Here is a 24762-nt window from a genome sequence, read left to right on the forward strand (position 1 = left end):
AATACAGACAATCAGATGTTAGAAAAATTCAATTAATGACCAACAGCCGGGGCAATATGTGAACTCGCCTCCACAGCAGTCTGTGTGATCCAACCTAGGTCATAGAACCACTGTGTCATTGGGACCAATGTGAACTCGATACAAGCCAGGCCAACCAGCGATAGTACGATAGTGTATGGCAGTGCCATATAAACCATGCGGCCGTAAGACAGGCGGATTAGCGGAGCCAATGCCGAGGTCAATGCGAACAGGAATGCAGCCTGACCGTTTGGCGTAGCGACAGATGGCAGGTTGGTACCGGTATTGATAGCAACAGCTAGCATGTCGAATTGTTCACGGGTAATGATGCCGTCAATAAGTGCTGACTTAACTTCATTGATATATACCGTACCGACGAACACATTGTCAGATACCATCGACAGCAGACCGTTGGCAATGTAGAACATGGTCATCTGGGCGCTACCCTCTAGGCTCAGCACCATTTCGATAATAGGGGCGAACAGCTTCTGGTCGATGATCACCGCGACAATCGAGAAGAAAACAGCAAGTAGGGCGGTAAAAGGCAGGGCTTCTTCAAACGCTTTGCCCAGTGCGTGCTCTTCAGTAATGCCGGTGAACGAGGTCGCCAGAATAATCACGGTAAGACCGATCAGTCCCACTGCAGCTAAGTGCATTGCAAGGCCGACGATCAACCAGATAGCGATCACGACTTGGATGATCAGTTTGGCATAATCTAAGTTGGTACGGCGCTTGCGCTCTTCATTATCAAAGTCAACCAAGATACGGCGGACGTTTTCTGGCAGGCGCGCACCATAGCCGCAGATCTGGAATTTTTCGACCAACGCACAGGTAACGATACCGCACAGGAACACTGGCAGGGTCACTGGCAACATGCGGATAATGAACTCACCGAACAGCCAACCGGCCTGATCGGCGATGATCAGGTTTTGCGGCTCACCGACCATGGTCATTACACCACCGAGTGCAGTACCGATACCTGCGTGCATTAGTAGGCTGCGCAGGAATGCACGGTAGTTTTCCAAGTCGTCACGGCTGACTTCAAGGATATTCGAATCTGAAGTATGGTCGTGCGAGGAATGGGGCTCCTGACCAGAAGCGACCTTGTGGTAAATGCTATAGAAGCCAATGGTGACACTGATCACAACGGCAATAACGGTCAGCGCATCAAGGAAAGCTGATAGGAATGCGGCCATCACACAGAACGCGAGTGATAGTAAAGTCTTGGAGTGGATGCCGATCAGTATCTTGGTGAAGATATAAAGCAGCAACTGTTTCATGAAATAGATGCCAGCGACCATGAAGATCAACAGCAGCATAACTTCAATGTTGGCAACCAGCTCATGTTTGACCATTTCAGGACTGGTCATCCCGATAGCGACCGCCTCGATAGCGAGTAGACCACCTGGCTGTAGTGGATAACATTTCAGTGCCATCGCCAGGGTGAAGATGAATTCGATAACGAGTAGCCAACCTGCAACAAAGGGGTCAACCAGAAAGAAAACAAGGGGATTGATGATCAGAAAAGCAATGATAGCGACCTTGTACCAGTCGGGTGCTTTACCGAGGAAGTTTTTTATAAAAGCGTTCCCTAGCGAAATTGCCATGTGTTCGAGTCTCTTGATATACGCAAATACTAATAATAATGAGCTGCGTTGCTATCTTGCCTTTGAAGTCCGAGAGCAGGATAACCATTATATTATTGTTCTGGTTAATTGTTCTTTAGAGACCCTCTAAGCTAAAAACCATTTCCTTGATGGTGTTTAACTTAAAGCAGGCAGCAGCATCCATTCAGCTCCCAGAGTGAAAACGTGCTAACTCTACCGCGTGATCCATCGCAGTCAAGTGCTTAGAGATGAACTTATTTAAGATTGTGAAAATTCATCGCAAAACACGGCTTGTATAGGTATTTCCCACGTTGCATTGAAATATATGCTTACAATTTTCATTTTACGTTGAGCTCCGTCAAGTTTTGGTTCGACGAATCTTTGAGCGGAATTTTACGTGCAATGGATATGTCGCGTGCATATCAATCACGCTGTTATGCATGGTTATAAATAGACAGCCGAGATACTTCTTTTGGTAATTAGGTAGGCATTAGGTAAAGACTGGTGGTATGATGAGTTAATAAAAATAGAGCAAGAAGCAACTGGAAAACTGATCAGATGGTTATAAAGGCTGATAGCCCAGCAACATTTGCTGAGAAATACATTATTGAGAGTATCTGGAATAATCACTTCCCTCAGGGCTCAATTCTTCCCGCAGAACGAGAGTTGTCAGAACTAATTGGTGTTACTCGAACAACCCTTCGTGAAGTATTGCAGCGTCTAGCCCGTGATGGCTGGCTTACTATCCAACATGGTAAACCGACCCGGGTGAACAACTACATGGACACCTCTGGGCTGAGTATTCTCGATACCTTAATTACACTTGATGGCCAAGATGTTCAAGGTGTGATGGAAGATCTTCTTTCGGCGCGCACGGACATCAGTAGTGTATACATGCGCTATGCCATCAAGGGTAACCCGGAAGAATCTTCTACTTTGATTAACCATGTCATCGAAGAGTGTGAAGCCTTGCTGAAGGCTGATAGCTTTGCTGATTATATTGAGCAAAGTGAAGATAAAACTGACTTGATGCAGGAAGTGAAAAAGATCGTTGATAAATATGGTAAAGACGATCCTGAGTTGTGCGAGGCTATTAGCCGTGCCCGTGCTTTCAATTACTTCGATTACCGTATGTTCCAAGGGTTGGCGACGAAATCAGGCAATACCCTGTACGTACTCACAATCAATGGCCTACGCAAAATCTATACCCGTGTCGGTGGTTACTACTTTATGTCGCGAGAAGCATGTGAGCTTGCTCTCGAATTCTACCGTGACATGAAGTCATACTGTGATAACAGCCAGCCTGAGATGGTCGCTGATCGTATCCGCAAATACGGTCGTGAGAGTGGGGCGATTTGGTACGCAAACCGCATTGAAATTGCTCGCTACTTGTACGAAGAAGAACAGTAAGCCAAGCTAATCAAGACGGAAGAAAGAAAAGGAGATGCCAAGGCATCTCCTTTTTGTTTCTAAGTATTAAAAAGTATGTAGCAATTATACGGTGATTATTTTGCGTTGTTTAGAAAAGCAGACAGGCAAATTAATCTTTAGATCAGATTTCCGTATTATACTGCGCGCGGTTTGGGCAGGTCCCTAATATATGGGAACGGCCATCGGCGAGCTCTTCCTCTAGTGTGACGTCAAAGCCCCATAGCCGGTGCATGTGTTTCAGAACCTCTTGGTGACTGTCGGCTAACGGGATGCGATTATGCGGTACATAACGCAGGGTTAGCGAGCGGTCACCTTTCAGGGCGACATTCCATACTTGTATATTCGGCTCATTGTTGCTGAGGTTGTATTGTGACGAGAGCTTCTCCCTGATAGCCCGGTAACCTTCCTCATTGTGGATCGCACTGACTTCGACATAGTTATGTCGATCGTCATCATTGACCGCAAACAGTTTGAAGTCACGCATCACTTTCGGTGACAGGAACTGGCTGATAAAGCTTTCGTCTTTAAAGTTCTCCATCGCGAAGTGAAGGGTATCTAGCCAATCTGTGCCAGCAATATCTGGGAACCAGTATTTATCTTCCTCGGTTGGGTTCTCGCAGATCCGGCGGATATCCTGGAACATCGCAAACCCCAGCGCATAGGGGTTAATACCACTGTAGTACGGGCTGTTGTAGTCCGGTTGTGCCACCACGTTGGTATGGCTGTGCAAAAACTCAATAATGAAGCGGTCAGTTACCAAGCCTTCATCATAGAGGTGGTTTAGAATGGTGTAATGCCAGAATGTTGCCCACCCTTCATTCATCACCTGAGTCTGTTTCTGCGGGTAGAAATACTGGCTTACTTTCCGCACAATCCTGACCACCTCACGCTGCCATGGCTCCAGTAAAGGGGCATGCTTTTCGATGAAGTAGAGGATATTCTCCTGCGGTTCCGCTGGGAATCGAACCTCTTCCGTTTCGACTTCTTCCTCATGGTGAACCGGAATGGTACGCCACAATGAGTTGACTTGCGTTTGCAAGTAGTCTTCCCGGGCTTTCTGGCGCGCCTTTTCTTCGACCATAGAGATCTTCTGTGGTCGCTTGTAGCGGTCGACGCCATAGTTCATTAATGCATGGCAGGAGTCCAACAACCTTTCAACGTCATTTACGCCATATTTCTCTTCACACTCGGTGATGTATTTACGGGCAAACAACAAGTAGTCGATGATGGAGCTGGCATCTGTCCATGTCTTGAATAAATAGTTACCTTTAAAGAACGAATTATGGCCGTAGCACGCATGGGCCATAACGAGCGCTTGCATTGTGATGGTATTCTCTTCCATCAGATATGAAATACAGGGATCAGAGTTGATCACGATTTCATAAGCAAGGCCCATTTGACCGTGTTTGTAGCCTCGTTCGGTTTCGATGAAGCGCTTACCAAATGACCAGTGATGGTAGTTGATAGGCATACCAATACTGGAATAAGCATCCATCATTTGTTCGGCAGTGATGATCTCGATTTGGTTGGGGTAGGCATCAAGCCGGTAGTGGTCGGCTACCCGCTTGATTTCCTTGTGGTACTGATCCAACAAATCGAATGTCCAATCTGGGCCGTCACTGAGTGTCTTTGATTTAGCGACTGTCTCCATAGCACATTCCCCCTAAAGCGACGTTAACTGACTTGCTTTTTAAAAAGCTCCCGGAATACAGGGAAAATGTCTTCCACACTCCTTATGTTCTGCATCGCAAAGTTACTGTGGCTGGCATGTAGCGCCTCATATTCCCGCCACAGTGTTTGGTGTGCCCGGCGTGTAATTTCGATGTATGAGTAGTAACGGGTTACCGGCAAGAGCTCTTTGTCCAATAGCTCACGGCAGCCCGGTGAATCATCTGCCCAGTTATCCCCATCTGATGCTTGTGCCGCATAGATGTTCCATTCGGCAGGGGAGTAGCGTTTCTTCACAATTTCATTCATTAACCTTAGTGCACTCGACACTATGGTTCCCCCAGTCTCTTGAGAGTAGAAGAACTCATGTTCATCTACCTCTTTAGCCTGTGTGTGGTGGCGAATAAAGACCACGTCGACATTTTTATAGGTCCGGTTGAGGAACAGGTAAAGCAAGATATAAAAGCGCTTGGCGATATCTTTGGTTGCCTGATCCATCGAACCGGATACATCCATCAAGCAGAACATAACGGCTTGGCTGCTAGGCAGTGGCCGACGCTCGTAGTTTTTGTAGCGTAGGTCAAAGGTATCAATGAACGGTACGCTGCTAATTTTCTGGCGTAATCCCTGGATCTCGTTTTTCACCCGCTCTTCCTCGAAAGGTTGGGCTGGTTCGGTGTTCATTAATAGATCCAGTGTTTTCTCAAGCTCACGCAGCTGGCGGCGTTTGGCTGCTGTCATTGCGGTACGGCGCGCCAGTGAGTTCTGGAGCGATTTTACAATGGCAATATTGGCTGGTACGCCGGACGACTTGTAGCCCGAGCGGAACGTTTTCCATTCAACAATTTTGTTGAGCTGGTTTTTCTCAAGATTGGGCAGCTCCAAATCCTCAAAGAGTAGATCGAGATATTCATCTTTGGAGATTTGGAACACGAATTCATCCTGGCCCTCACCATCGGGGCTGGCCTGTCCTTCACCGGCGCCGCCTTGTCCGCCCCCTCCTTGGGGGCGTTCAATACGGTCTCCGGGGCTGAACTGGTCATTGCCCGGGTGGACAACTTCACGTTGTCCACCACGGCCTTGGTGAAAGCTTGGCTCGCGGATGTCGCGGTTTGGAATAGTAATATCCTCACCGCTTTCCACATCGGTAATCGAGCGTTTGTTTACCGCGTCAGCAATAGATTCTTTAATCTGTTGCTTGTGACGGCGCAGGAAACGCTGACGGTTTACCGTGCTTTTGTTTTTACCGTTGAGCCTGCGGTCTATAAAATGCGCCATAAGCTCTCCCCTTATTCATCCCATCCACTCAGTTTATGAAGACTTACGAACGCGCAGGTACCACTCAGAAAGTAGGCGGACCTGTTTGCGGGTATAGCCTTTCTCCATCATACGAGCAACGAAGTCGTCGTGTTTCTTCTGCTCATCCGTTGATGTTTTGGCATTGAATGAAATAACTGGAAGTAGCTCTTCGGTATTCGAGAACATTTTCTTCTCGATGACCGTACGTAGCTTCTCGTAGCTGGTCCAGTTCGGGTTCTTACCTGCGTTACTGGCACGGGCACGGAGCACGAAGTTGACGATTTCGTTTCGGAAATCTTTCGGGTTGCTGATCCCGGCGGGCTTCTCGATTTTCTCCAATTCGTTGTTCAATGCAGAGCGGTCGAACAGCTGGCCAGTTTCTGGGTCACGGTATTCCTGATCCTGGATCCAGAAGTCGGCATAACTGACATAGCGGTCAAAGATATTCTGGCCGTACTCGGAGTAAGATTCGAGGTAAGCGGTTTGAATTTCCTTACCGATAAATTCGACGTATTTCGGTGTTAGGTAGCCTTTTAGGTGCTCAAGGTACTTCTCAGCCAGTTCTTGCGGGAACTGCTCACGCTCAATCTGCTGTTCCAGTACGTAGAAGAGGTGAACAGGGTTGGCAGCCACTTCTGAATGATCGAAGTTGAACACGCGTGATAGGATCTTGAACGCGAAACGGGTTGATAGCCCGGCCATCCCTTCATCGACACCGGCGTAATCGCGGTATTCCTGGTAAGACTTGGCTTTTGGATCGGTATCTTTGAGTGTTTCGCCGTCATAGACTCGCATCTTCGAGTACAGACTCGAGTTTTCAGGCTCTTTCAAGCGAGAGAGTACGGTGAAGCGGGCCAGAATTTCCAGTGTGCTTGGCGAGCAAGGTGCTGCTGATAGCTCGCTGCTTTGCAGCAGTTTTTCGTAAATTCGAATTTCTTCTGAAACCCGTAAGCAGTATGGAACCTTAACAATATAGACTCGGTCCAAGAAGGCTTCATTGTTCTTGTTATTGCGGAACGTCTGCCACTCGGATTCATTGGAGTGAGCCAAGATAATGCCGTCAAAGGGTAGGGCAGAGAGGCCTTCGGTACCGTTGTAGTTACCCTCCTGCGTTGCGGTTAGCAACGGGTGGAGAACTTTCAATGGTGCCTTGAACATCTCGACGAACTCCATCAAGCCTTGGTTGGCCTTACACAGTGCACCTGAGTAGCTATAGGCATCTGGGTCGTCTTGGGCAAAATGTTCAAGCTGACGAATGTCCACTTTACCCACCAGCGAGGAGATATCTTGGTTGTTTTCATCGCCTGGTTCGGTTTTGGCGATACCAATCTGATCAAGAATGGATGGTCGTACTTTCACTACTTTGAATTTGGTAATATCGCCACCAAATTCATGAAGGCGCTTAGCAGCCCAAGGAGACATAATATTGTTGAGGTAGCGTTCGGGGATCCCGTATTCTTTCTTGAGGATATCGCCATCTTCCGTTTTATCGAAAAGGCAGAATGGATGGTCGTTTACCGGGCTGCTCTCGCCATTTGCAGTCAGTACATAAACGGGAACTTTCTGCATTAGGCTTTTAAGTTTTTCAGCCAGTGATGACTTACCCCCGCCCACAGGACCTAATAGATAGAGGATCTGTTTACGCTCTTCCAAGCCCTGTGCGGCATGTTTTAAATAGGAAACGATCTGCTCAATCGCTTCTTCCATGCCATAAAAATCTTCAAAGGTTTTATAGCGGGAAATTACGCGATTGGAGAAAAGGCGGCTCAAGCGCGGATCTTGAGCGGTGTCAATCATTTCGGGTTCGCCGATAGCCATCAACAGACGTTCTGCTGCGTTGACATAAGCGCTTCGATCGTTACGGCAGATCTCAAGGAACTCTTGCAATGAAAGCTCTTCATCCTTGGATTCTTCATAGCGTTGACGATAGTGGTCAAAAATACTCATGGTATGCCCCCTGAATCGTTCTTTAATCAATTAGAAAGGACGAAAACACAAATCTTTCACATCCCCCATATCTTAAGACTAGACCTAACTGATTAAAGTGCTTGACTGAGTTGTTGGTTTATAAACTAAATTTCCTTTTTCGGTGTTCCTTACAAGCTGAATAAATTTTGCTCATTTGTTTACTATCCTCCTATAAATCAGGTTCTGCAAGAGGGTGTGTTTAAAAAAAATCACAAAAATGTTGATATGTTGTGATCTCTCCAGCTTGCCAAAATAGACAGTCATAAATGGTGAATTTTATTTCCAATGCAGAGCTATTTACTGAATGTAAAGGATTTCATTACTGCAAACGGGTAATAAATGATGTCTGGGCAGTGCATGGTGGCTTTTTTGCAAAATGACAGATTTACCGTGCTGATTCTTGCAAAAAAGCGGGAAGTCCAAAGTAATTATGTGGTGGTATTTTCGTCTAGCGTAAGTGTCAAAATAATGCGATCGGGAGTTATTTTGAGAGCTAAATCAAAAACTCTGGCTTAAGCTAAAAAAGTGCCGATATTTGGGGGGAGGCTAATTAATGAGTATTTCTCGTGTTGATACTGTTTCGATCCCGGTATCTGATCAAAGCCAGTCATTGACGTTTTATCGTGATGCACTGGGCTTCGAGCTGATACGTGATCACCAAGCGGATAAGCATAAGCGTTGGATCCAACTGGCACCGAAAGGGGCAGAGACGACAATCAGCTTGGTGATGCCCTTTGGAGGGATGAAAGCCGGATCTGTACAGGGGCTGGTGGTGCAGACAGACGATATCCACTCGACTTATGATGAGCTATCAAGCCGGGGAGTGCCGTTGTCGGAGATTGTGACCCTGATTGGGGGGCGTTTTGCGACCTTTGCCGATCCTGATGGTAATGGCTGGGTACTCATTGAAGCGAACTCGCAGATGCTAGCTTGATGCATCACAACAGCATCAGGGGATTAAAGCCCTTGATCTTACTGACTTGGTTTCGCGGGGCTTGTTTTCGCCGCGAAAGATACCTGACGGCAAAGTGCCGTACAGGTATTCAATATGCCGATCATGCTCGGTAGCCTGTAACGGTTGTTAGCGCTTTACGCTGACTTCCGTGGTAAGCGTATGCGCTTCACCTGGTGCAAGGGTTATGCTTTGGCTGTTATGGATGGTTGACTCAACACATACCATGGTTTCAAAGCTGTTGTTGGCCATGTCACCCATGCTTTCTGACAGCGCCTGCCACGGATTCCAGATCACCGCAGCATTGTGGCCGCTATTGGTGATTGCAAGTTTACGGTTATTACCGTCGTCATGGATCATTACCGTTGACTCTGGCTGGGTATAGACGCGATCCACTTCTCCGTCGAAGCTTAGCTGTGCGTCGCCCTGACAGGCCAGGCCTGACTGAGTACTGTCTAGGTACTCGCTTCCCACCTGGGTAATTTGGGTTTCGCGGATATTTGCAACACTGAAATAAGTGTGTAGCGCACCTGAGAAGTGCCATGCTGCATCATCCGTATTGGTCGAGGTCAGAGAGACTTTCAGGGTCGTACCTATTTCGAAGGTCAGCACATTATTAAATTTATGTGGCCAGATAGCGCGGGTTGCTTCTGAGTCGGACAGCGTCAGGGCGACAATCACGCCGCTGTCATTTTCACGGTGTTCGTGAAGCGTCCACTCGCTGTTACGGGCGAAACCGTGAGACGGTGCTGCGGCTTTGCCAAACCAAGGCCAGCAGACAGGGATCCCGCCTCGAATTGCTTTGGCGGTATCGAATTCTGCTTTTTCGCTCAGCCAAATTACTTCTTCTTCACCTTGCGGTTTAAACCAAATAAGGTGGCCGCCATGAAGGGAAATCCCGGCTTCTGCTTGGGCATGGTTGATTCTAACAATCTTGATCCCTTGGTATTCACAGATGGTGACAGCATCCGATAAGGCTGCCACTGCTGGAAGAGTTTTCAAATCCATCAGACTATCCTTTGGTTGTAGCAATGTATAAATAATTGCCACTTTGACGTAAAAGTAACAGTTATTTGCACACTTATTTTTATTTAAAAATTAACAATGACTATTAAAAAATATTTGTTAAATTTGTAATTAAATTTTAGCGGGTATTTGCTGCTTCTAAGCCCGGGGGACACGAAAACCAACCTAGATAAGCAGTTGATCAAGTATTTGTGTTTAAAAAGTGCTGTTATCAAGGCTGAGGTTGGTTATAAAGCCAGATACAAAAAAGGCGACACCGTAGCGTCGCCTTTTATTATCTAGCTAAAAGCTTACATTACTTAGAGATGTGAGCGATTAGGTCTAGAACTTTGTTTGAGTAACCGATTTCGTTGTCGTACCAAGATACAACTTTAACGAATTTGTCAGTCAGAGCAACACCAGCTTTAGCATCGAATACTGAAGTCTGAACTTCACCGATGAAGTCTTGAGATACAACTGCATCTTCAGTGTAACCAAGAACGCCAGCCATTTCGCCTTCTGAAGCAGCTTTCATAGCAGCACAGATTTCGTCGTAAGAAGCAGCTTCTTTTAGGTTAACTGTTAGGTCAACAACAGAAACGTTAGCAGTTGGTACGCGGAAAGCCATACCAGTTAGCTTGCCGTTTAGTTCTGGAAGAACAACGCCTACAGCTTTAGCAGCACCAGTTGAAGATGGGATGATGTTCTGAGAAGCACCACGGCCACCGCGCCAGTCTTTAGCAGAAGGACCGTCAACAGTCTTCTGAGTAGCAGTAGTAGCGTGAACAGTAGTCATAAGACCAGATTCGATGCCCCACTTGTCGTTAAGAACTTTAGCGATTGGCGCTAGGCAGTTAGTAGTACAAGAAGCGTTAGAAACGATGTCTTGACCAGCGTAAGACTCTTGGTTAACACCCATAACGAACATTGGAGTTGCGTCTTTAGATGGACCAGTAAGAACTACTTTCTTCGCACCAGCTGTGATGTGCTGACGAGCAGTCTCGTCAGTTAGGAAGATACCTGTTGCTTCAGCAACAACGTCAACACCGATTTCGTCCCACTTAAGGTCCGTTGGGTTACGCTCTGCAGTTACGCGAACTGTTTTGCCGTTAACGATTAGGTTACCACCTTCAACTTCAACAGTACCGTTGAAGCGGCCGTGAGTTGAATCGTACTTAAGCATGTAAGCCATGTACTCAACGTCGATTAGGTCGTTGATACCAACAACTTCGATGTCGTTACGCTCTACAGAAGCACGGAAAACAAAACGTCCAATACGGCCAAAACCGTTAATACCTACTTTGATAGTCATTACAGTTGCTCCACAACTTAATTTCTAATGAAAGATAACTGGTAGTAAAATTACAGAATATAACGTGACCCTGCAAGTGAAAAACGAACTTAAATTGCGTGAGGTCAAAAAAAAGTTCGGATCTTTTTTACATTCCCACTACAACGCTGCAAATTCGTACAGAAGTTGTATGAATATCAATCATTGCTGTTATTAACTTTTAATATCAACACGAAGCTCACCCAAAATATGCTTAAATGAGCAGTGAAGATGTAAAATCCTTTCGAGCAGAAAGTATGTGCCACAGTTGATGTAAATGGCAACCATTTTTCAGATAGATAACGTGAAAATTCAGTGAAGGGAATATAATGTCAGTTAAATCAGATTCTTATTGGCGTGATAAGCTGTCGGAAGAGCAGTATCGCATCTGTCGGGAACAAGGTACGGAGGCGCCCTTCTCGGGCAAGTTACTGCACAACCGTGAAACCGGTGTTTATAGCTGTACGTGTTGTCAGGCCCCATTGTTCCACTCGGTCAATAAATATGACTCCGGCTGCGGCTGGCCGAGTTTCGATGCGCCGGCTGAGCGTGATGCGATTCGATATATTGAAGATAACAGCCACGGCATGCACCGGATTGAGATCCGCTGTGCTCAATGCGATAGCCATCTTGGCCATGTTTTTCCTGATGGGCCAAAAACCACAGGGGAGCGATATTGCGTTAATTCGGTCTCTTTAATTTTTAATAACGAGAATGCGGATACCGAACAGCAGGGTGAGTAGTCATCTGTTGAGTATTCATGCCAATGCTCAATGCGACGCCCTGCATCCTACGCGGGGCGTCGTTGCGAAATACCTGATAGTCAGTCGGCGGATTGGTGCTACTCAGCCATGCTGGCGCTGAAATCGCCGTCATAAAGTGCCTGAGCAATCTTCTCTGCCTGGCCGTTCAATTCATTACGTCGCTCGTCGCTCATCGGGTAGAACGCATTCAATTTGTCCTGGTTGGCAACCGGCATCGCCAACGCTTCCCCGACTTTGGCCCAAAGGTAAGCTTGTTCCGTAGCACCTTGCTGATGAGATAAAGTGGCCAAGCCTTGGAGGATTTCTGGTTTTATCTTCGGCTGGCGAGAATAGAGCTCAAGCGCTCGTTTGAGCAGACGAATGGTTTTCTCCTGATCCTTCGACGTATAGAAAGTGGCTAATGCCAGCTGCATCTCCGGTGTTTCCATTTCTGAAGACCCCTCAAGCCTCAAGAATTTCCGCAGCGCTTCTTTATCTCCCTGACTCCAACGAAAATATAGGATTTCAGGATCGTTCGATTCGGCAAGCTCATCATTGAGCCGTTTGATCGAGGCATAGGCACTGAGCATGGCTTGGGTGCGGTGGGTTTTGCGCTCTTTCAATTCCGTAGGCTCGATCCGAGCTGCATATTCGAGGCACTTTTGATAAGCATAGGTATATTGCAGCTCTTTAAATTTCTCTTTGTCGGTGGGATCTTTTAGTACATCGTAGCGTTGCCAAATGAGGTTGACCCGTTGCAGACGGCACTGGCCATCATTGAGGTTGGTATCGGCACAAAGCTGTGGCTCGGCCTGACACAGGCTGTCGGTTGAGCGGTGGCGTTCAAAGCACCCGCTAAGGAATGCAATGCTGGCCAGCAGTAGGCTAAGTTTTAACGTGGCTTTTCTCATTCGGCTTTTCAGTGACTTCGGCAAAGGTGACTTTAATTAACGAGTTTATCAAAAAAGAGATAAAAGATTGCGGCGGGCCGCCGGTTTTCAGCAGTGTGATCCCCCAAGCAGTTTATCGACGTATCCTTGGCGAGCTTTAATAGAAACTGTTATTACTGCGGGCAACGACAATATTTAATGGAAAAAGTGAAACGCAATGGATCTTGAAATTTTGCTCAACGCCATGACCCCAGAGGTTTACCAACGACTGTCATCTGCGGTTGAAACGGGTAAGTGGCCTGATGGGACGCCATTGACCCCAGAACAGCGCGACTATTCAATGCAGGCGGTAATGTTATACCAGTCGCGTCATAATGCCGATGCGGCCCATATGACGGTTGAGAAAGGGGGGGAGATAAAATTTAAGTCGAAGGCCGAATTGAAAAAGGAATTTGCAGGCGATAATGCAGCAACCGCTGACATGGCGGCAGACGATATTGCTCGCTTCGACCACGATCAACTTTGAGGTATCGCCCTATACCCAAACTGCGTTATTTGATGCTGGCGAGTACCACGGGCGGGCAATAGAAGCTTGCTAGCTCGTGGTCTTCCTCGCCGATAAGATTAGCAACCCAAGGCTCTTGCTCAATGCGTGAGAGGTAGCCATCTAACCGCGGGTAATGCGAAAACCTCAGCCCTGCCATCCAACCACTCCGCAATACACTCCATAGGCTTATCTCAGCCATCGACAGGTGATCACCAATGTAGTCTTGTTCTGGCAGTTGTTCTTCGAGGTATTGTATTGCCCTCGGTAGGTGGATTTCGAGGCACTGCTCGACAGCCTCTTCATCGACGTCTTTATCGAGCATTTTTCCCCTGAGTATTTTTTGGTAGAACAGCACACCGCCAATCAGTGAGGTGAGGCGAGTATCGGCATACTCTTCCAGCCAACGGATTTTGGCTCTGGTGATAGCATCTCCGGGGTACAATGGTGGGACAGGGTATTGGTCATCGAGGTAATGGGCAATCACCGTGGAGTCCATGATGCTGTGTTGCTCGACTTCCAGTACCGGCACTTTCCCCAGCGGATGGCGCTTTTGTGCCAGCTCTTTTTCGACATAAGGGTTGAGGGGCTGCAGCTCATAGGTGATCCCTTTATAGGCAAGGGCCAGCATGATTTTTCTAACAAAGGGTGAAATCGAGGAGCCATGTAGGATCATAATGTGCGTACGGCCTTTCGCTGACAGGAATAGTCAAAGTGTAGCCGAGTTGCTGTTTATGCGGGAAGAACTAGAAAAAACGGCAGCCAATGGCTGCCGGTTTTATTCAGAACGAATGCGATATGGAGGCTTAGAGCGTTAGCTCGCCTCGCAAATCTTGCTGCATCAGGCTGCGTACGCTTTCTACTGGTAGATCTTGGCTCAGTAGGAAATGTAGCTTGGCCAATGCGGCCTCTGGTGTCATGTCATATCCGCTAAGGACACCGGCATCGGCAAGGGCACAGCCCGTTGCATAGCCGCCCATGTTGACCTTGCCCGATAGACATTGGGTCAGGTTCATCACGATAACACCACGCTCGCTAGCTTCTTTTAGCTGCTCCAGCAATTCTTTGTTTTGCGGGGCATTGCCCACACCAAATGTTAGCAGGATCATTGCATTGACTGGCTGGCGTAAGGTGTTACGGATCACCTCTGGTGAGATCCCCGGGTACATAGTGATCACGCCAATCGGTTGAGGCGTGATGTTATGAACCTTGAACGGCCCTTCTGGTTTCTTGTCGATTTCAACATTATTGGTTTGGATGTTAATGCCCGCTTCCAGCAGTGGCGGTAGGTTAGGTGAAATAAAGGCACCGAATCCGTCTGCATGGGCTTTGGTGCTGCGGTTACCGCGGATCAGTTTGTTGTTGAAGAACACAGTGACTTCATTGATCGGGTAGTTTGCCGCAACGTGAAGGGCATTGAGCAGGTTGCTCTGGCCGTCAGAACGCAGTTCCGCAAGCGGGATCTGCGATCCGGTGACAATCACTGGCTTGTCGAGGTTTTCGAACATGAAAGACAAGGCTGAGGCGGTGTATGCCATGGTATCCGTACCATGTAGGATCACAAAACCGTCGTACTTGTCGTAGTTCGCTTTAATATCATCAGCAATGCGCTGCCAATCCGCTGGCGTCATATCCGACGAATCGATCAGGGGATCGTATTCGTGGATGGTGAACTTTGGCATTTCTGCACGATGGAATTCTGGCATGCTTTCCAATTGCTGTTCCATAAAACCAGCAACGGGTACGTAGCCATGGTCTGACTTCTGCATACCAATTGTGCCGCCAGTGTAGGCGATGTAAATGTGTTTTCTTTCCATATGAGGGTACAGAATTATCGGTTTGGTGGGCGCATTATACGGGGTATGTAGCGTAAAAAAAGCCCGGCGACGCCGGGCTGATCTCACTTTTATAGATCCGGGCAGTTTACACAGAAGGTATATTGCCCTTTTGGATCATTGAAGTTACTAAGGGTGGAGAGATCTGTTACTACTTTTTGTGTAACAGGTTGCATTGCTTCAGGTAGCTCTCCCCACACGAGCTGGTGGAAGAATACCTTGGCTTCAGAACTGAATTGTTGCATGAACATCTCGGCGGTACTCAATGGCTTGGCCATCCAACGAACCTCGTAATCGTCACCGAGGGTAGCAAGCTCTGCAGCACTGGTAATGGCATCATCAAAGTCGCCGAGTTCATCAATCAAACCAAGTGCAAGGGCATCCTGGCCGGTCCAGACCCTGCCTTGCGCTACGCTATCAGCTTGCTCTAGTGTCATATCGCGGTATTGGCTGACCAAACCGATGAAACGTTGGTAGCCATTTTCGATACCAAGCTGGAAGATGTCGGCAATGCCCTGCGGCAGCTCACGGGTGACACCGACGCCCGTGAATGGGGTGGTGCCAACACCATCGCTGTAAATCCCCATTTTCTCCAACCCTTTCTCGAAAGTGGTCAGGATAGCAAAAATACCGATCGAACCGGTGATCGTGGTTGGCTGGGCCATGATTTTGTCAGCAGAGGCCGAAATCCAGTAACCCCCCGATGCTGCGACACTCGACATCGAGACCACAACAGGTTTGCCGGCCGTTTTCAGTGCGTCAACCTCGTTGCGGATCACTTCCGAGGCAAAGGCACTGCCTCCTGGGCTATCGACACGGAGGATCACTGATTTCACCTTGTCATCAAGGCGGGCTTCGCGTAATAGGGCTGCCGTGGTATCACCACCGACATTGCCTCTCTGTTGGGTGCCGTCCATGATGGCACCACTGGCTACTACAACCGCAATTTGGTTGTCGCTCGGTAGCTGGATGTCACCTATGGTTGGCTGGTAATCGTAGTAGCTGATTTGGTTGAAGCTGTGATCGTCGTTTTCGCCAAAGGCGTTGATGAGCTGCTGGCGCAGCTGCGGACGGTTGACCAGTTCATCGACCAAGCCCATTTTTTTGCTCAGCTTTGCAAAATCGCCGTCGACACTTTTCAGCTCGGTCACGAACTGATCAAGTTCAGGTGTCAGCGTGCTGGCTTCAATCTGACGATTACTGGCAACGTCAGAGGTATAGGCTCCCCAGAGCTGGTTGAGCCACGCGGTGTTTGCCTCTCGGGCTTCGTCAGACATGCCGTCCAAAGTGTAAGGTTCAACGAAGGATTTGTAGGTGCCGACACGGAATACATGAGTGTTGACGTCCAGTTTCTCGAACAGGCTTTTGTAGTACAGGGTGTAGCTGCCGTAACCAGTTAGCATCACACCACCATCCGGTGACATGAAGATGTTATCGGCATAGCTCGACAGGTAGTACTGGCTCTGCTTGTAATGATCGCCAATTGCATAGACAGGTTTGCCCGATTGTTTGAACTCCTCAAGCGCTTTGGCGATATAGCGCAGCTTGGTCAGATTGGTTTCGTTCATATCACGCAAGTTGAGCACCAGCCCGGTGATACGCTCGTCAGTGGCTGCGGTGCGCAGTGTGTCGACAATATCGAACAGCACGTTTTCTTGTGTCTGCTCATTGCCAAAGGCACTGCTAGTGAGGCTATCTAGCGGGCTTGAATAGCTGCGTTGCTCAACGATTGGTCCTGAGATATCCAAGACTAATGCTGCCTGCTCAGGGAGTTCTGGCTCTTTGCTACTCTCGGTAAAGGCGAAGAAAAGTGCGCCGATGATAATGAGGAAAAGTAAGTTGATGATCAGCTGGCGGGTAAAGCTGAGCAGTTTCCATATCCAACGGAAGAGTTTTCCAATTCCTTTAAAGATCACTTTCATGAAGGTTCCTGATATTTCGCAAGGGCCAGTGGCCTGCTTCTTTCTCAATTTATATAAGATTGGACGTAATAATACTGATTTAGTTCTGTACCCAAGTGGCTTGGGTATGTCTATAACTGTATATGCTAACCGACTAAACGAGTAATTACAGTAAGTAATCGAATTAGGTTAAAGACTTAGCCGTACAAATGCGTGGCAGTCATCAGTAAAATGATAACGGAGTGTTTTTATACAGAGAGTTAGATCTAAATCAATATATTGTTGCATTTATGTAAACGATTGTTTGAAATATGTTTGATGGGTTCGTATACTGGTCTGACCATAACAACATAAAGAATGGAAGCCATGGACGATAAATCTTACCCTCATCTGTTAGCGCCGCTAGAACTTGGTTTCACTCAATTACGTAATCGTGTGTTGATGGGATCGATGCATACTGGTCTGGAAGAATCCCGTGATGGATTCAAAAAACTGGCTGCTTTCTACGCAGCCCGGGCCAAGGGTGGTGTCGGACTCATTGTTACTGGTGGCTTTTCGCCGAATTTCCGCGGTCGCCTTCACCCGCTAAGTGCTGAGTTTAGCTCGGGTCGGGCCGCAAGGGCACACCGTGCGATCACCGATGCCGTGCATCAAGAGGGTGGGAAAATTGCCTTGCAGCTGCTCCATGCCGGTCGCTATGCCATGCACCCTTTCGCCGTCAGTGCTTCGGCGATTAAGGCGCCTATCTCGAAATTTACGCCTAAGGAAATGAGTACCCGACAAATAAATAAAACCATTGAGGCCTTTGCCCGCAGTTCAGAGCTGGCTCGAGAGGCGGGTTACGACGGGGTCGAGTTGATGGGATCGGAAGGGTACTTAATCAACCAGTTTATCTGTAAACGCTCGAATCACCGTTACGATGAATGGGGCGGCAGTTATGAAAACCGCATGCGCTTCCCTCTAGAATTAGTCAAGGCAGTACGCGCTCGGGTTGGTCGCGACTTCATTATTGTTTTCCGTTTGTCGATGCTCGATTTGGTCGAGCAGGGCAGTACCCACGAGGAAGTGGTGCTGCTTGCCAAACAGCTAGAGCAAGCGGGTGTGACGATCCTCAATACCGGTATTGGCTGGCATGAAGCCAGGATCCCAACGATTGCGACCCAGGTGCCAAGAGCCGCTTTTGCGTGGGTAACCGAAAAGCTCAAGTCTGAAATTTCTATTCCGTTAGTGACCTGCAACCGGATCAACAACCCGCAGGTGGCCGAAGATATTTTGTCGAGTAACCAGGCTGATATGGTCTCGATGGCAAGACCGTTTCTTGCTGACCCGGACTTCGTTGTGAAGGCTGAGCAAGATCGGGCGGATGACATCAATACTTGCATTGGCTGTAACCAAGCGTGTTTGGATCATGTGTTTGTTGGAAAGCGAGCCAGTTGTTTGGTCAACCCGCAGGCGTGCTACGAGACCGAATTGGTATTGTCTCCAGCGGCGAGCCAGCGCCGTATTGCGATTGTCGGAGCGGGGCCGGCTGGTATGGCAACGGCAGTTGCAGCTGCCGAGCGGGGCTTTAATGTTGATTTGTTCGAGAAGAATGATCACCTCGGCGGCCAGTTCAATTTGGCGATGCAGATCCCGGGCAAGGAAGAGTTCAAGGAAACAATCCGCTATTTCACTCGTCGTCTTGAACAAACGGGCGTGAGTGTGAAGCTAGGCCAAGCGGTCTCGGTTGATGAGCTGAGCGGTTATGATGAAGTGATTGTTGCCACCGGTGTTCAGCCACGCCGTCCGCCGATCCCGGGTATCGACCATGAAAAGGTGGTTGATTACCAGACCCTGATCCGTGACAAGGTCGAGTTGGGTTTGCGAGTTGCTGTGATTGGTGCTGGGGGGATCGGCGTTGATGTGTCAACGATGTTGACGGAGCCTGAGCACCAGAACTTGGACGACTGGCTGAAAGACTGGGGAATTGATAAGTCGATTGAACATGCCGGTGGCTTGTATCCGCATGAAGAGTATGTCAGCCAGCGGCAGGTGTGGTTGATGCAGCGTCGTCCGGGCAAGATGGGGAAAGGGCCGGGCAAAACCACTGGCTGGATCCACAAGAAAGTGCTGGAAAAGCGTGGGGTTGAACTGCTCAGCGGAGTGAGTTACGACAAGGTGGATGATCAGGGCCTGCACATTACTGTCGAAGGTCAGTCGCGGGTGTTGGATGTTGACCATATAGTGTTGTGTGCCGGGCAGACGTCGGTAGACGAACTTTCCGAAGCACTCAAGGCCAAGGATATCAATGTTCATGTGATTGGTGGTGCCGATGTCGCCGGCGAAGTCGATGCCAAACGGGTGATCCGCCAAGGGGTTGAGCTCGCGGCGAAGCTTTAACATCAGAAACGAGTTCCTGGATCCTAGTTCCTAGGAAGAGCAAAGCATGTTCCTTGCTCTCTAGGAACCAGGATCTAGGTTCTAGGATCTCAACGCCATAATCCCGCATGCTTACCATGGATTTACCGCATCAAAACTATGCTATCGTCATAATAAGAAATAGATTTCTACGAGGTTGTTATGGACGCACTTACCTTATTGCTCAACCGTCGGTCGCTGCCCAAAATGGTGGCACCCGCACCACAGGGAGAAGCATTGGAAGCAATTCTCCGAGCTGGCCTACGGGCACCGGACCATGCCGGCTTGACGCCTTGGCGGTTTATTATTTCTCAAGAAGACGGTGCGCAAGGCGATGGCCGGCAAAAGCTTGCTGAAATCTTGGCTGAGGCGGCGAACAGTGAGGGGGCCGATGAGCTTACCTTGCAGAAAGCGAGCAAAGCCCCTTTTAGGGCGCCGATGGTCATTACTGTCGTCGCTAAAGTCTGTGAGCATGACAAAGTACCTGTGGTTGAACAGCATTTATCGGCGGGGTGTGCGGTACAGGCGATGCAATTGGCGGCGGTAGCTCAGGGGTATGCTGGATTTTGGCGTACCGGGAAATGGGCCTATCACCCTGTTGTTCGTCAGGCTTTGGGGGTACAGGGTGATGATATGATTGTCGGATTTTTGTATCTGGGAACTCCCGGTTGCCGCGATGCAAAAGCGCCAGAGCGGGATCTTGCCCAATTTGTCGAATACCTGTAGCCGCTATTTGATTGATTAAAGAGGGGGAGCCAATAGGCTTCCCTTTTTGATCCAGGTTGATGACAGGATCTGACAGCAGGAGTAGAATCCATCGCTCTTGTAAAATTATCGGAGCGTGTCATGGAAAATGTTCGCCTAACTCAATACAGCCACGGAGCAGGATGTGGTTGTAAAATCTCTCCTCAAGTTCTTGATACTATCCTACGAACGCAGCTCGCTCCGTTTGCCGACCCTAACCTGCTAGTGGGTAATGAAAGTAAGGATGATGCCGCGGTATACGACCTCGGTAATGGTACTGCAGTGGTCAGTACCACTGATTTCTTTATGCCGATCGTTGATGATCCGTATGACTTTGGCCGTATTGCTGCAACCAATGCAATTAGCGATATCTACGCCATGGGCGGTAAGCCAATTATGGCGATTGCGATTCTTGGCTGGCCGGTCAATGTACTGGCACCTGAAATTGCCCAACAAGTGATTGAAGGCGGACGTGCGGTTTGCCGCGAAGCAGGGATTTCATTGGCGGGTGGCCACTCGATTGATGCACCGGAGCCTATTTTCGGCTTGGCGGTGACCGGTATTGTCGATACTGATCGCGTCAAGCGCAACAACCAAGCGGAAGCCGGCTGTAAGCTGTATTTGACCAAGCCGCTGGGCATTGGTGTCCTGACAACCGCTGAGAAAAAATCCAAATTGCGTGATGAACACCGTGGTTTGGCCCGCGATTGGATGTGCCAGCTGAACAAGCCCGGCGCTGATTTTGCCAACGTCGAAGGCGTGAAAGCCATGACTGATGTGACGGGCTTTGGCTTGATGGGGCACCTTAATGAAATTTGTGAAGGCAGTGGTCTGAAAGCTAAGCTGGACTTCGCTCAGGTGCCACACTTGCCGAATGTGTTTGACTATATCGAGCAAGGCTGTGTCCCGGGGGGGACCGAGCGTAACTTTGCGAGTTACGGTCACCGTTTGGGTAACATGACCGACCAGCAAAAAGCCCTGCTTTGTGATCCCCAGACATCTGGTGGTCTGTTATTGGCTGTGACGCCTGATGCTGAAGCTGAGGTGAAAGCTTTAGCACAACAACATGACATTGAACTCAATGCTATCGGTGAGTTGATTGCAGCCGCAGCCGATGACACTGTATTGATCGAGATCTGCTAAATATGTCGCGTCCTAATTGCCAAGATTTCCGCCAGCTATTCATTAACGATACCCCGTTGATGGATATGCGTGCGCCAGTGGAGTTTGCACAAGGTGCTTACCCTTCTTCCCTCAACCTCCCTTTGATGCAGGACGAAGAGCGCAAAGCGGTGGGGACTTGTTATAAAGAACAAGGTCAGGAAGCGGCGATTTCACTCGGCCATGAATTGGTTAACGGTGAGGTCAAAGCCGAGCGTATCGCGCAGTGGAAAGCATTTTGTGAGGCTAACCCAAACGGTTATCTGTACTGTTTCCGTGGCGGGTTGCGCTCGCGCATTACCCAGCAGTGGCTGAAAGAAGCGGGAATTGACTATCCGTTTGTCGAGGGTGGCTACAAGGCGCTAAGACGTTTCTTAATCGAGACTATCGATGATGTTGCCACCAAGCCGATGACCTTGATTGGCGGCAATACCGGTTGCGGCAAGACGATCATGGTCAATGAGCTGGCAAATGGTATCGATTTGGAAGGTGCGGCGAATCACCGTGGTTCATCGTTTGGCCGCTACGTATCAGCCCAGCGTACCCAGATTAATTTCGAAAATGTGCTGGCGATATCGATGCTAAAGAAGCAGGCTACCGGCGTGTCGCACTTTGTCTATGAAGATGAAGGGAAGATCATCGGCTCGGTCGGTGTACCTCTACCTATTGTCCAGGCGATGCAGGAGGCACCGATAGCGATTGTTGACGACCCGCTTGATGTTAGGCTCGAGCGCTTGCTGGACGACTACGTGGTAAGAATGCAGCGTGATTACTGTGCTGAATTCGGTGAACAGGAAGGTTGGGAGCGTTTTGCCCAGTACCTTGAGCGCGGTATGTTCAGTATCCGCAAGCGCCTTGGCTATCAACGCTACGAGGAGCTGCTATTGGTGCAGCAACAGGCCGTCAAAGCTATGCAGTCCAGCGGTGAACTGTCAGGCCATTATGACTGGCTTAGCTTGTTGCTCGAGCAGTACTACGATCCGATGTATACCTATCAGCTAAGCAAAAAAGCAGACCGCATTGCCTACCGTGGTGAATATGCCGAGGTTAAAGCTTGGTTGGCGGAAAATTGCGCCTAACTTCATAAGCAAGAGCCCAGTACCTGCGACTGGGCTCCTTTTCATTAAAGCCAAGACTGTATCTATATCCAGTATTTTCTTGTTCTCTCCGTACTTTTTTCTTATAGTTCAGCCAATACTTGCCAACGCTATTCAACTGAATTCCAACTATGTCTCGTCTATATATTGCAGAAAAGCCCAGCTTAGGGCGTGCCATTGCCGCCGTGTTGCCCAGGCCCCACAAGAACCATGATGGTTATATTGAGGCGGGCAACGGTGATATCGTCACTTGGTGTATCGGCCACTTGCTCGAACAGGTTGAGCCGGATGCTTATGACGAGAAATACAAAAAATGGAATATCCTCGATTTGCCGATAGTGCCGCAGCAGTGGCAGTTGACGCCCCGTAAAACAGCCAAGAAACAGTTGGGTGTGGTTCGCAAACTGTGCAAGCAGGCCGGCGAAGTGATCCACGCGGGAGACCCGGACAGGGAAGGGCAGTTGCTGGTGGATGAGGTAATTGATTATGTCAAGTTAGCCCAAGGCAAAAAGGCAGCCATGCAACGGCTGCTGATTTCAGATCTCAACCCTGCCGCGGTGAAGCGTGCGCTGGGGAAACTGCGTAGTAACCGCGATTTTATTCCGCTATCCGTATCAGCGCTGGCCCGATCCCGTGCCGACTGGCTGTATGGCATGAACATGACGCGCGCTTATACCTTGCTCGGCCAGAAAGGAGGCTATCGAGGTGTGTTATCGGTTGGCCGAGTACAAACCCCGGTACTCGGCTTGGTGACTCGTCGCGATGATGAAATTGCCAATTTTGTACCGAAGCCCTTCTATGAGTTGTTTGCCTTGCTCCCTTACCAGCAGCAAGAGATCCGGGCGAGATGGAAGCCGAGTGAGTCGTGCAAACCCTGGCAGGATGAAGATGGCCGGATCCTGAACCGCAAACTTTGTGAAAACGTGGTCAGCCGAATAAAAGGCCAGCCTGCAGAAGTCACAGCGTCCGAGCGCAAGGAAACCCGTCAGGCTCCTCCCTTACCTTATTCGCTGTCGGCCCTTCAGATTGATGCCGCCAAGCGTTTTGGCATGAGTGCCGCTGATGTTCTAGCCACCTGTCAGTCGCTCTATGAGAAGCACAAGGTGATCACTTATCCGCGTTCTGACTGTCGTTATTTACCAATGGATCATTTCAAGCAGGCTGGGGATGTGTGCCAAGCGATTGCCAACACCGATAATAAGCTGGTCAATGCGGTGGAGGGGGCGGATATTAGTTTGAAGTCGAAAGCGTGGAATGATAAAAAAGTCGATGCTCACCATGCCATTATTCCGACCCCTAAATCGGTCAGTAGTACCAGCCTCAGTGGCAGCGAGCAGAAAGTGTATCAGTTGGTCGCGAGACAATACCTGATGCAGTTTTACCCGGCGGCGATATACAGCGAGGCCAAGTTGGAATTTACCATTGCCGGCGGGCTGTTTGTTGCTCGCGGTCGCCAGTTGATGTCTGCTGGATGGCGTGCATTACTGGGGCGGGATGAGCCTACGGATAAAGAGGCAGATTTGGCTGATAAAGTGCCGCCGCTGGATAAGGGGACGGTATTGACCTGCCGCGATGGCGAGATATTGGACAAGATGACGGAGCCGCCGAAACCGTTTACCGAAGCCACCTTGTTACAGGCGATGACGGGGATCGCCCGCTTTGTTTCTGACAGTTCGCTGAAAAAAATTCTCCGTGATACCGATGGACTGGGCACGGAGGCAACCCGTGCCGGGATCCTCGATATTCTATTCAAAAGGCAACTGTTGATGCGGCAAGGTAAAAGCATCCATGCGACGGAGGCGGGTAAAGGGTTAATCTATGCTCTACCCAATGAAGCGACTTATCCGGATATGACGGCACATTGGGAGCACCAGTTGCAGGATATGGCCGATAAGAAATGCGCCTACAAGCCCTTTATGGACGCTTTGGAAGGGCAGGTAACACAATTGATGGAAAAGGTGAAAACCAGTGAGGTTCCCCAGAGCCTGCGTGACTTGAAATCTCCAGAACCCTTTAAGAAGCGCCGTTATAGCAAAGGTGGCGGCAAGGGAAGCCGTAAGTCTGCTGGCACTAGTGGTGGTAAGGCTGCCTCGGGAAATTCTTCATCTGGTAAAGCTCGGGCTCCTCGTCGCCGTGCTGCGAAAAAATCGGACTAAGATAGCCGTGGCTGGC

At 49.0% G+C, this 24762-nt stretch carries 19 protein-coding genes; 9 read left to right on the plus strand and 10 right to left on the minus strand.

Annotated features, from left to right (window positions below):
- Positions 1-32: 32 nt before the first annotated feature.
- Positions 33-1625 (minus strand): Na(+)/H(+) antiporter NhaB, encoded by a 1593-nt coding sequence (gene nhaB / locus L4D79_RS19660; protein WP_428653463.1) that lies wholly within the window; start codon positions 1623-1625, stop codon positions 33-35.
- A gap of 558 nt (positions 1626-2183) precedes the next feature.
- Between nhaB and fadR the strand changes: the two genes are divergently transcribed.
- Entirely contained in the window at positions 2184-3035 is an 852-nt protein-coding gene (fadR, locus tag L4D79_RS19665) for a fatty acid metabolism transcriptional regulator FadR (protein ID WP_428653466.1), read from the plus strand.
- A gap of 142 nt (positions 3036-3177) precedes the next feature.
- On the opposite strand, the gene L4D79_RS19670 is transcribed toward fadR, so the two are convergent.
- Genes L4D79_RS19670 through L4D79_RS19680 form a run of 3 tightly spaced genes read right to left on the minus strand, consistent with a single transcriptional unit; the run spans position 3178 to position 7970 of the window.
- Entirely contained in the window at positions 3178-4707 is a 1530-nt protein-coding gene (locus tag L4D79_RS19670) for a SpoVR family protein (protein WP_428653468.1), read from the minus strand.
- A gap of 23 nt (positions 4708-4730) precedes the next feature.
- Positions 4731-6002, minus strand: coding sequence for a YeaH/YhbH family protein (locus L4D79_RS19675; RefSeq protein ID WP_428653471.1), 1272 nt, complete (start codon positions 6000-6002; stop codon positions 4731-4733).
- 33 nt (positions 6003-6035) lie between these two features.
- The gene (locus L4D79_RS19680; protein ID WP_428653473.1) at positions 6036-7970 is read right to left on the minus strand and encodes a PrkA family serine protein kinase; all 1935 of its coding nucleotides are present in this window, start codon (positions 7968-7970) and stop codon (positions 6036-6038) included.
- A 574-nt stretch (positions 7971-8544) separates the two neighbouring features.
- On the opposite strand from L4D79_RS19680, the gene L4D79_RS19685 reads away from it, so the two are divergent.
- Positions 8545-8925 carry a VOC family protein gene (locus tag L4D79_RS19685; protein WP_428653476.1) on the plus strand — a complete coding sequence of 127 codons (381 nt, stop codon included), beginning with the start codon at positions 8545-8547 and terminating at the stop codon, positions 8923-8925.
- 147 nt (positions 8926-9072) lie between these two features.
- Here the strand turns inward: L4D79_RS19685 and L4D79_RS19690 are convergent, their stop codons facing one another.
- Positions 9073-9951, minus strand: a complete 879-nt coding sequence (locus L4D79_RS19690; RefSeq protein WP_428653478.1) for a D-hexose-6-phosphate mutarotase — start codon at positions 9949-9951, stop codon at positions 9073-9075.
- A gap of 313 nt (positions 9952-10264) precedes the next feature.
- Entirely contained in the window at positions 10265-11260 is a 996-nt protein-coding gene (gap, locus tag L4D79_RS19695; RefSeq protein WP_428653481.1) for a type I glyceraldehyde-3-phosphate dehydrogenase, read from the minus strand.
- Between the two features lie 347 nt (positions 11261-11607).
- Here gap and msrB point away from each other — a divergent pair, with 347 nt between their 5' ends.
- The gene (gene msrB / locus L4D79_RS19700; protein WP_428653483.1) at positions 11608-12021 is read left to right on the plus strand and encodes a peptide-methionine (R)-S-oxide reductase MsrB; all 414 of its coding nucleotides are present in this window, start codon (positions 11608-11610) and stop codon (positions 12019-12021) included.
- Between the two features lie 98 nt (positions 12022-12119).
- On the opposite strand, the gene L4D79_RS19705 is transcribed toward msrB, so the two are convergent.
- On the minus strand, positions 12120-12932 hold the full coding sequence (locus L4D79_RS19705; protein ID WP_428653485.1) for a DUF2989 domain-containing protein: 813 nt from the start codon (positions 12930-12932) through the stop codon (positions 12120-12122).
- A gap of 196 nt (positions 12933-13128) precedes the next feature.
- Between L4D79_RS19705 and L4D79_RS19710 the strand changes: the two genes are divergently transcribed.
- Positions 13129-13437, plus strand: coding sequence for a YeaC family protein (locus L4D79_RS19710; RefSeq protein WP_428653487.1), 309 nt, complete (start codon positions 13129-13131; stop codon positions 13435-13437).
- A gap of 25 nt (positions 13438-13462) precedes the next feature.
- On the opposite strand, the gene L4D79_RS19715 is transcribed toward L4D79_RS19710, so the two are convergent.
- The 3 genes from L4D79_RS19715 to sppA form a co-directional block, all read right to left on the minus strand.
- A complete protein-coding gene (locus tag L4D79_RS19715) occupies positions 13463-14131 on the minus strand; it encodes a glutathione S-transferase family protein (protein WP_428653489.1) in 669 nt (222 codons plus the stop codon).
- 130 nt (positions 14132-14261) lie between these two features.
- Positions 14262-15272, minus strand: coding sequence for an asparaginase (ansA, locus tag L4D79_RS19720; RefSeq protein WP_428653491.1), 1011 nt, complete (start codon positions 15270-15272; stop codon positions 14262-14264).
- Between the two features lie 89 nt (positions 15273-15361).
- Positions 15362-17212 (minus strand): signal peptide peptidase SppA, encoded by a 1851-nt coding sequence (gene sppA, locus L4D79_RS19725; RefSeq protein ID WP_428653494.1) that lies wholly within the window; start codon positions 17210-17212, stop codon positions 15362-15364.
- A 345-nt stretch (positions 17213-17557) separates the two neighbouring features.
- Between sppA and L4D79_RS19730 the strand changes: the two genes are divergently transcribed.
- The 5 genes from L4D79_RS19730 (at position 17558) to L4D79_RS19750 (ending at position 24746) form a co-directional block, all read left to right on the plus strand.
- Positions 17558-19570, plus strand: a complete 2013-nt coding sequence (locus L4D79_RS19730) for an NADPH-dependent 2,4-dienoyl-CoA reductase (protein WP_428653496.1) — start codon at positions 17558-17560, stop codon at positions 19568-19570.
- A gap of 180 nt (positions 19571-19750) precedes the next feature.
- Complete coding sequence (locus L4D79_RS19735) at positions 19751-20314, plus strand: NAD(P)H nitroreductase (protein WP_428653498.1); 564 nt, start codon at positions 19751-19753, stop codon at positions 20312-20314.
- 120 nt (positions 20315-20434) lie between these two features.
- Complete coding sequence (gene selD, locus L4D79_RS19740; RefSeq protein ID WP_428653501.1) at positions 20435-21475, plus strand: selenide, water dikinase SelD; 1041 nt, start codon at positions 20435-20437, stop codon at positions 21473-21475.
- A gap of 2 nt (positions 21476-21477) precedes the next feature.
- The gene (gene mnmH / locus L4D79_RS19745; RefSeq protein ID WP_428653503.1) at positions 21478-22572 is read left to right on the plus strand and encodes a tRNA 2-selenouridine(34) synthase MnmH; all 1095 of its coding nucleotides are present in this window, start codon (positions 21478-21480) and stop codon (positions 22570-22572) included.
- A 149-nt stretch (positions 22573-22721) separates the two neighbouring features.
- Positions 22722-24746 carry a DNA topoisomerase III gene (locus tag L4D79_RS19750; protein ID WP_428653505.1) on the plus strand — a complete coding sequence of 675 codons (2025 nt, stop codon included), beginning with the start codon at positions 22722-22724 and terminating at the stop codon, positions 24744-24746.
- Positions 24747-24762: the final 16 nt, after the last annotated feature.

The organism is Photobacterium satsumensis, assembly GCF_050336935.1.
Taxonomy (GTDB): domain Bacteria; phylum Pseudomonadota; class Gammaproteobacteria; order Enterobacterales; family Vibrionaceae; genus Photobacterium; species Photobacterium satsumensis.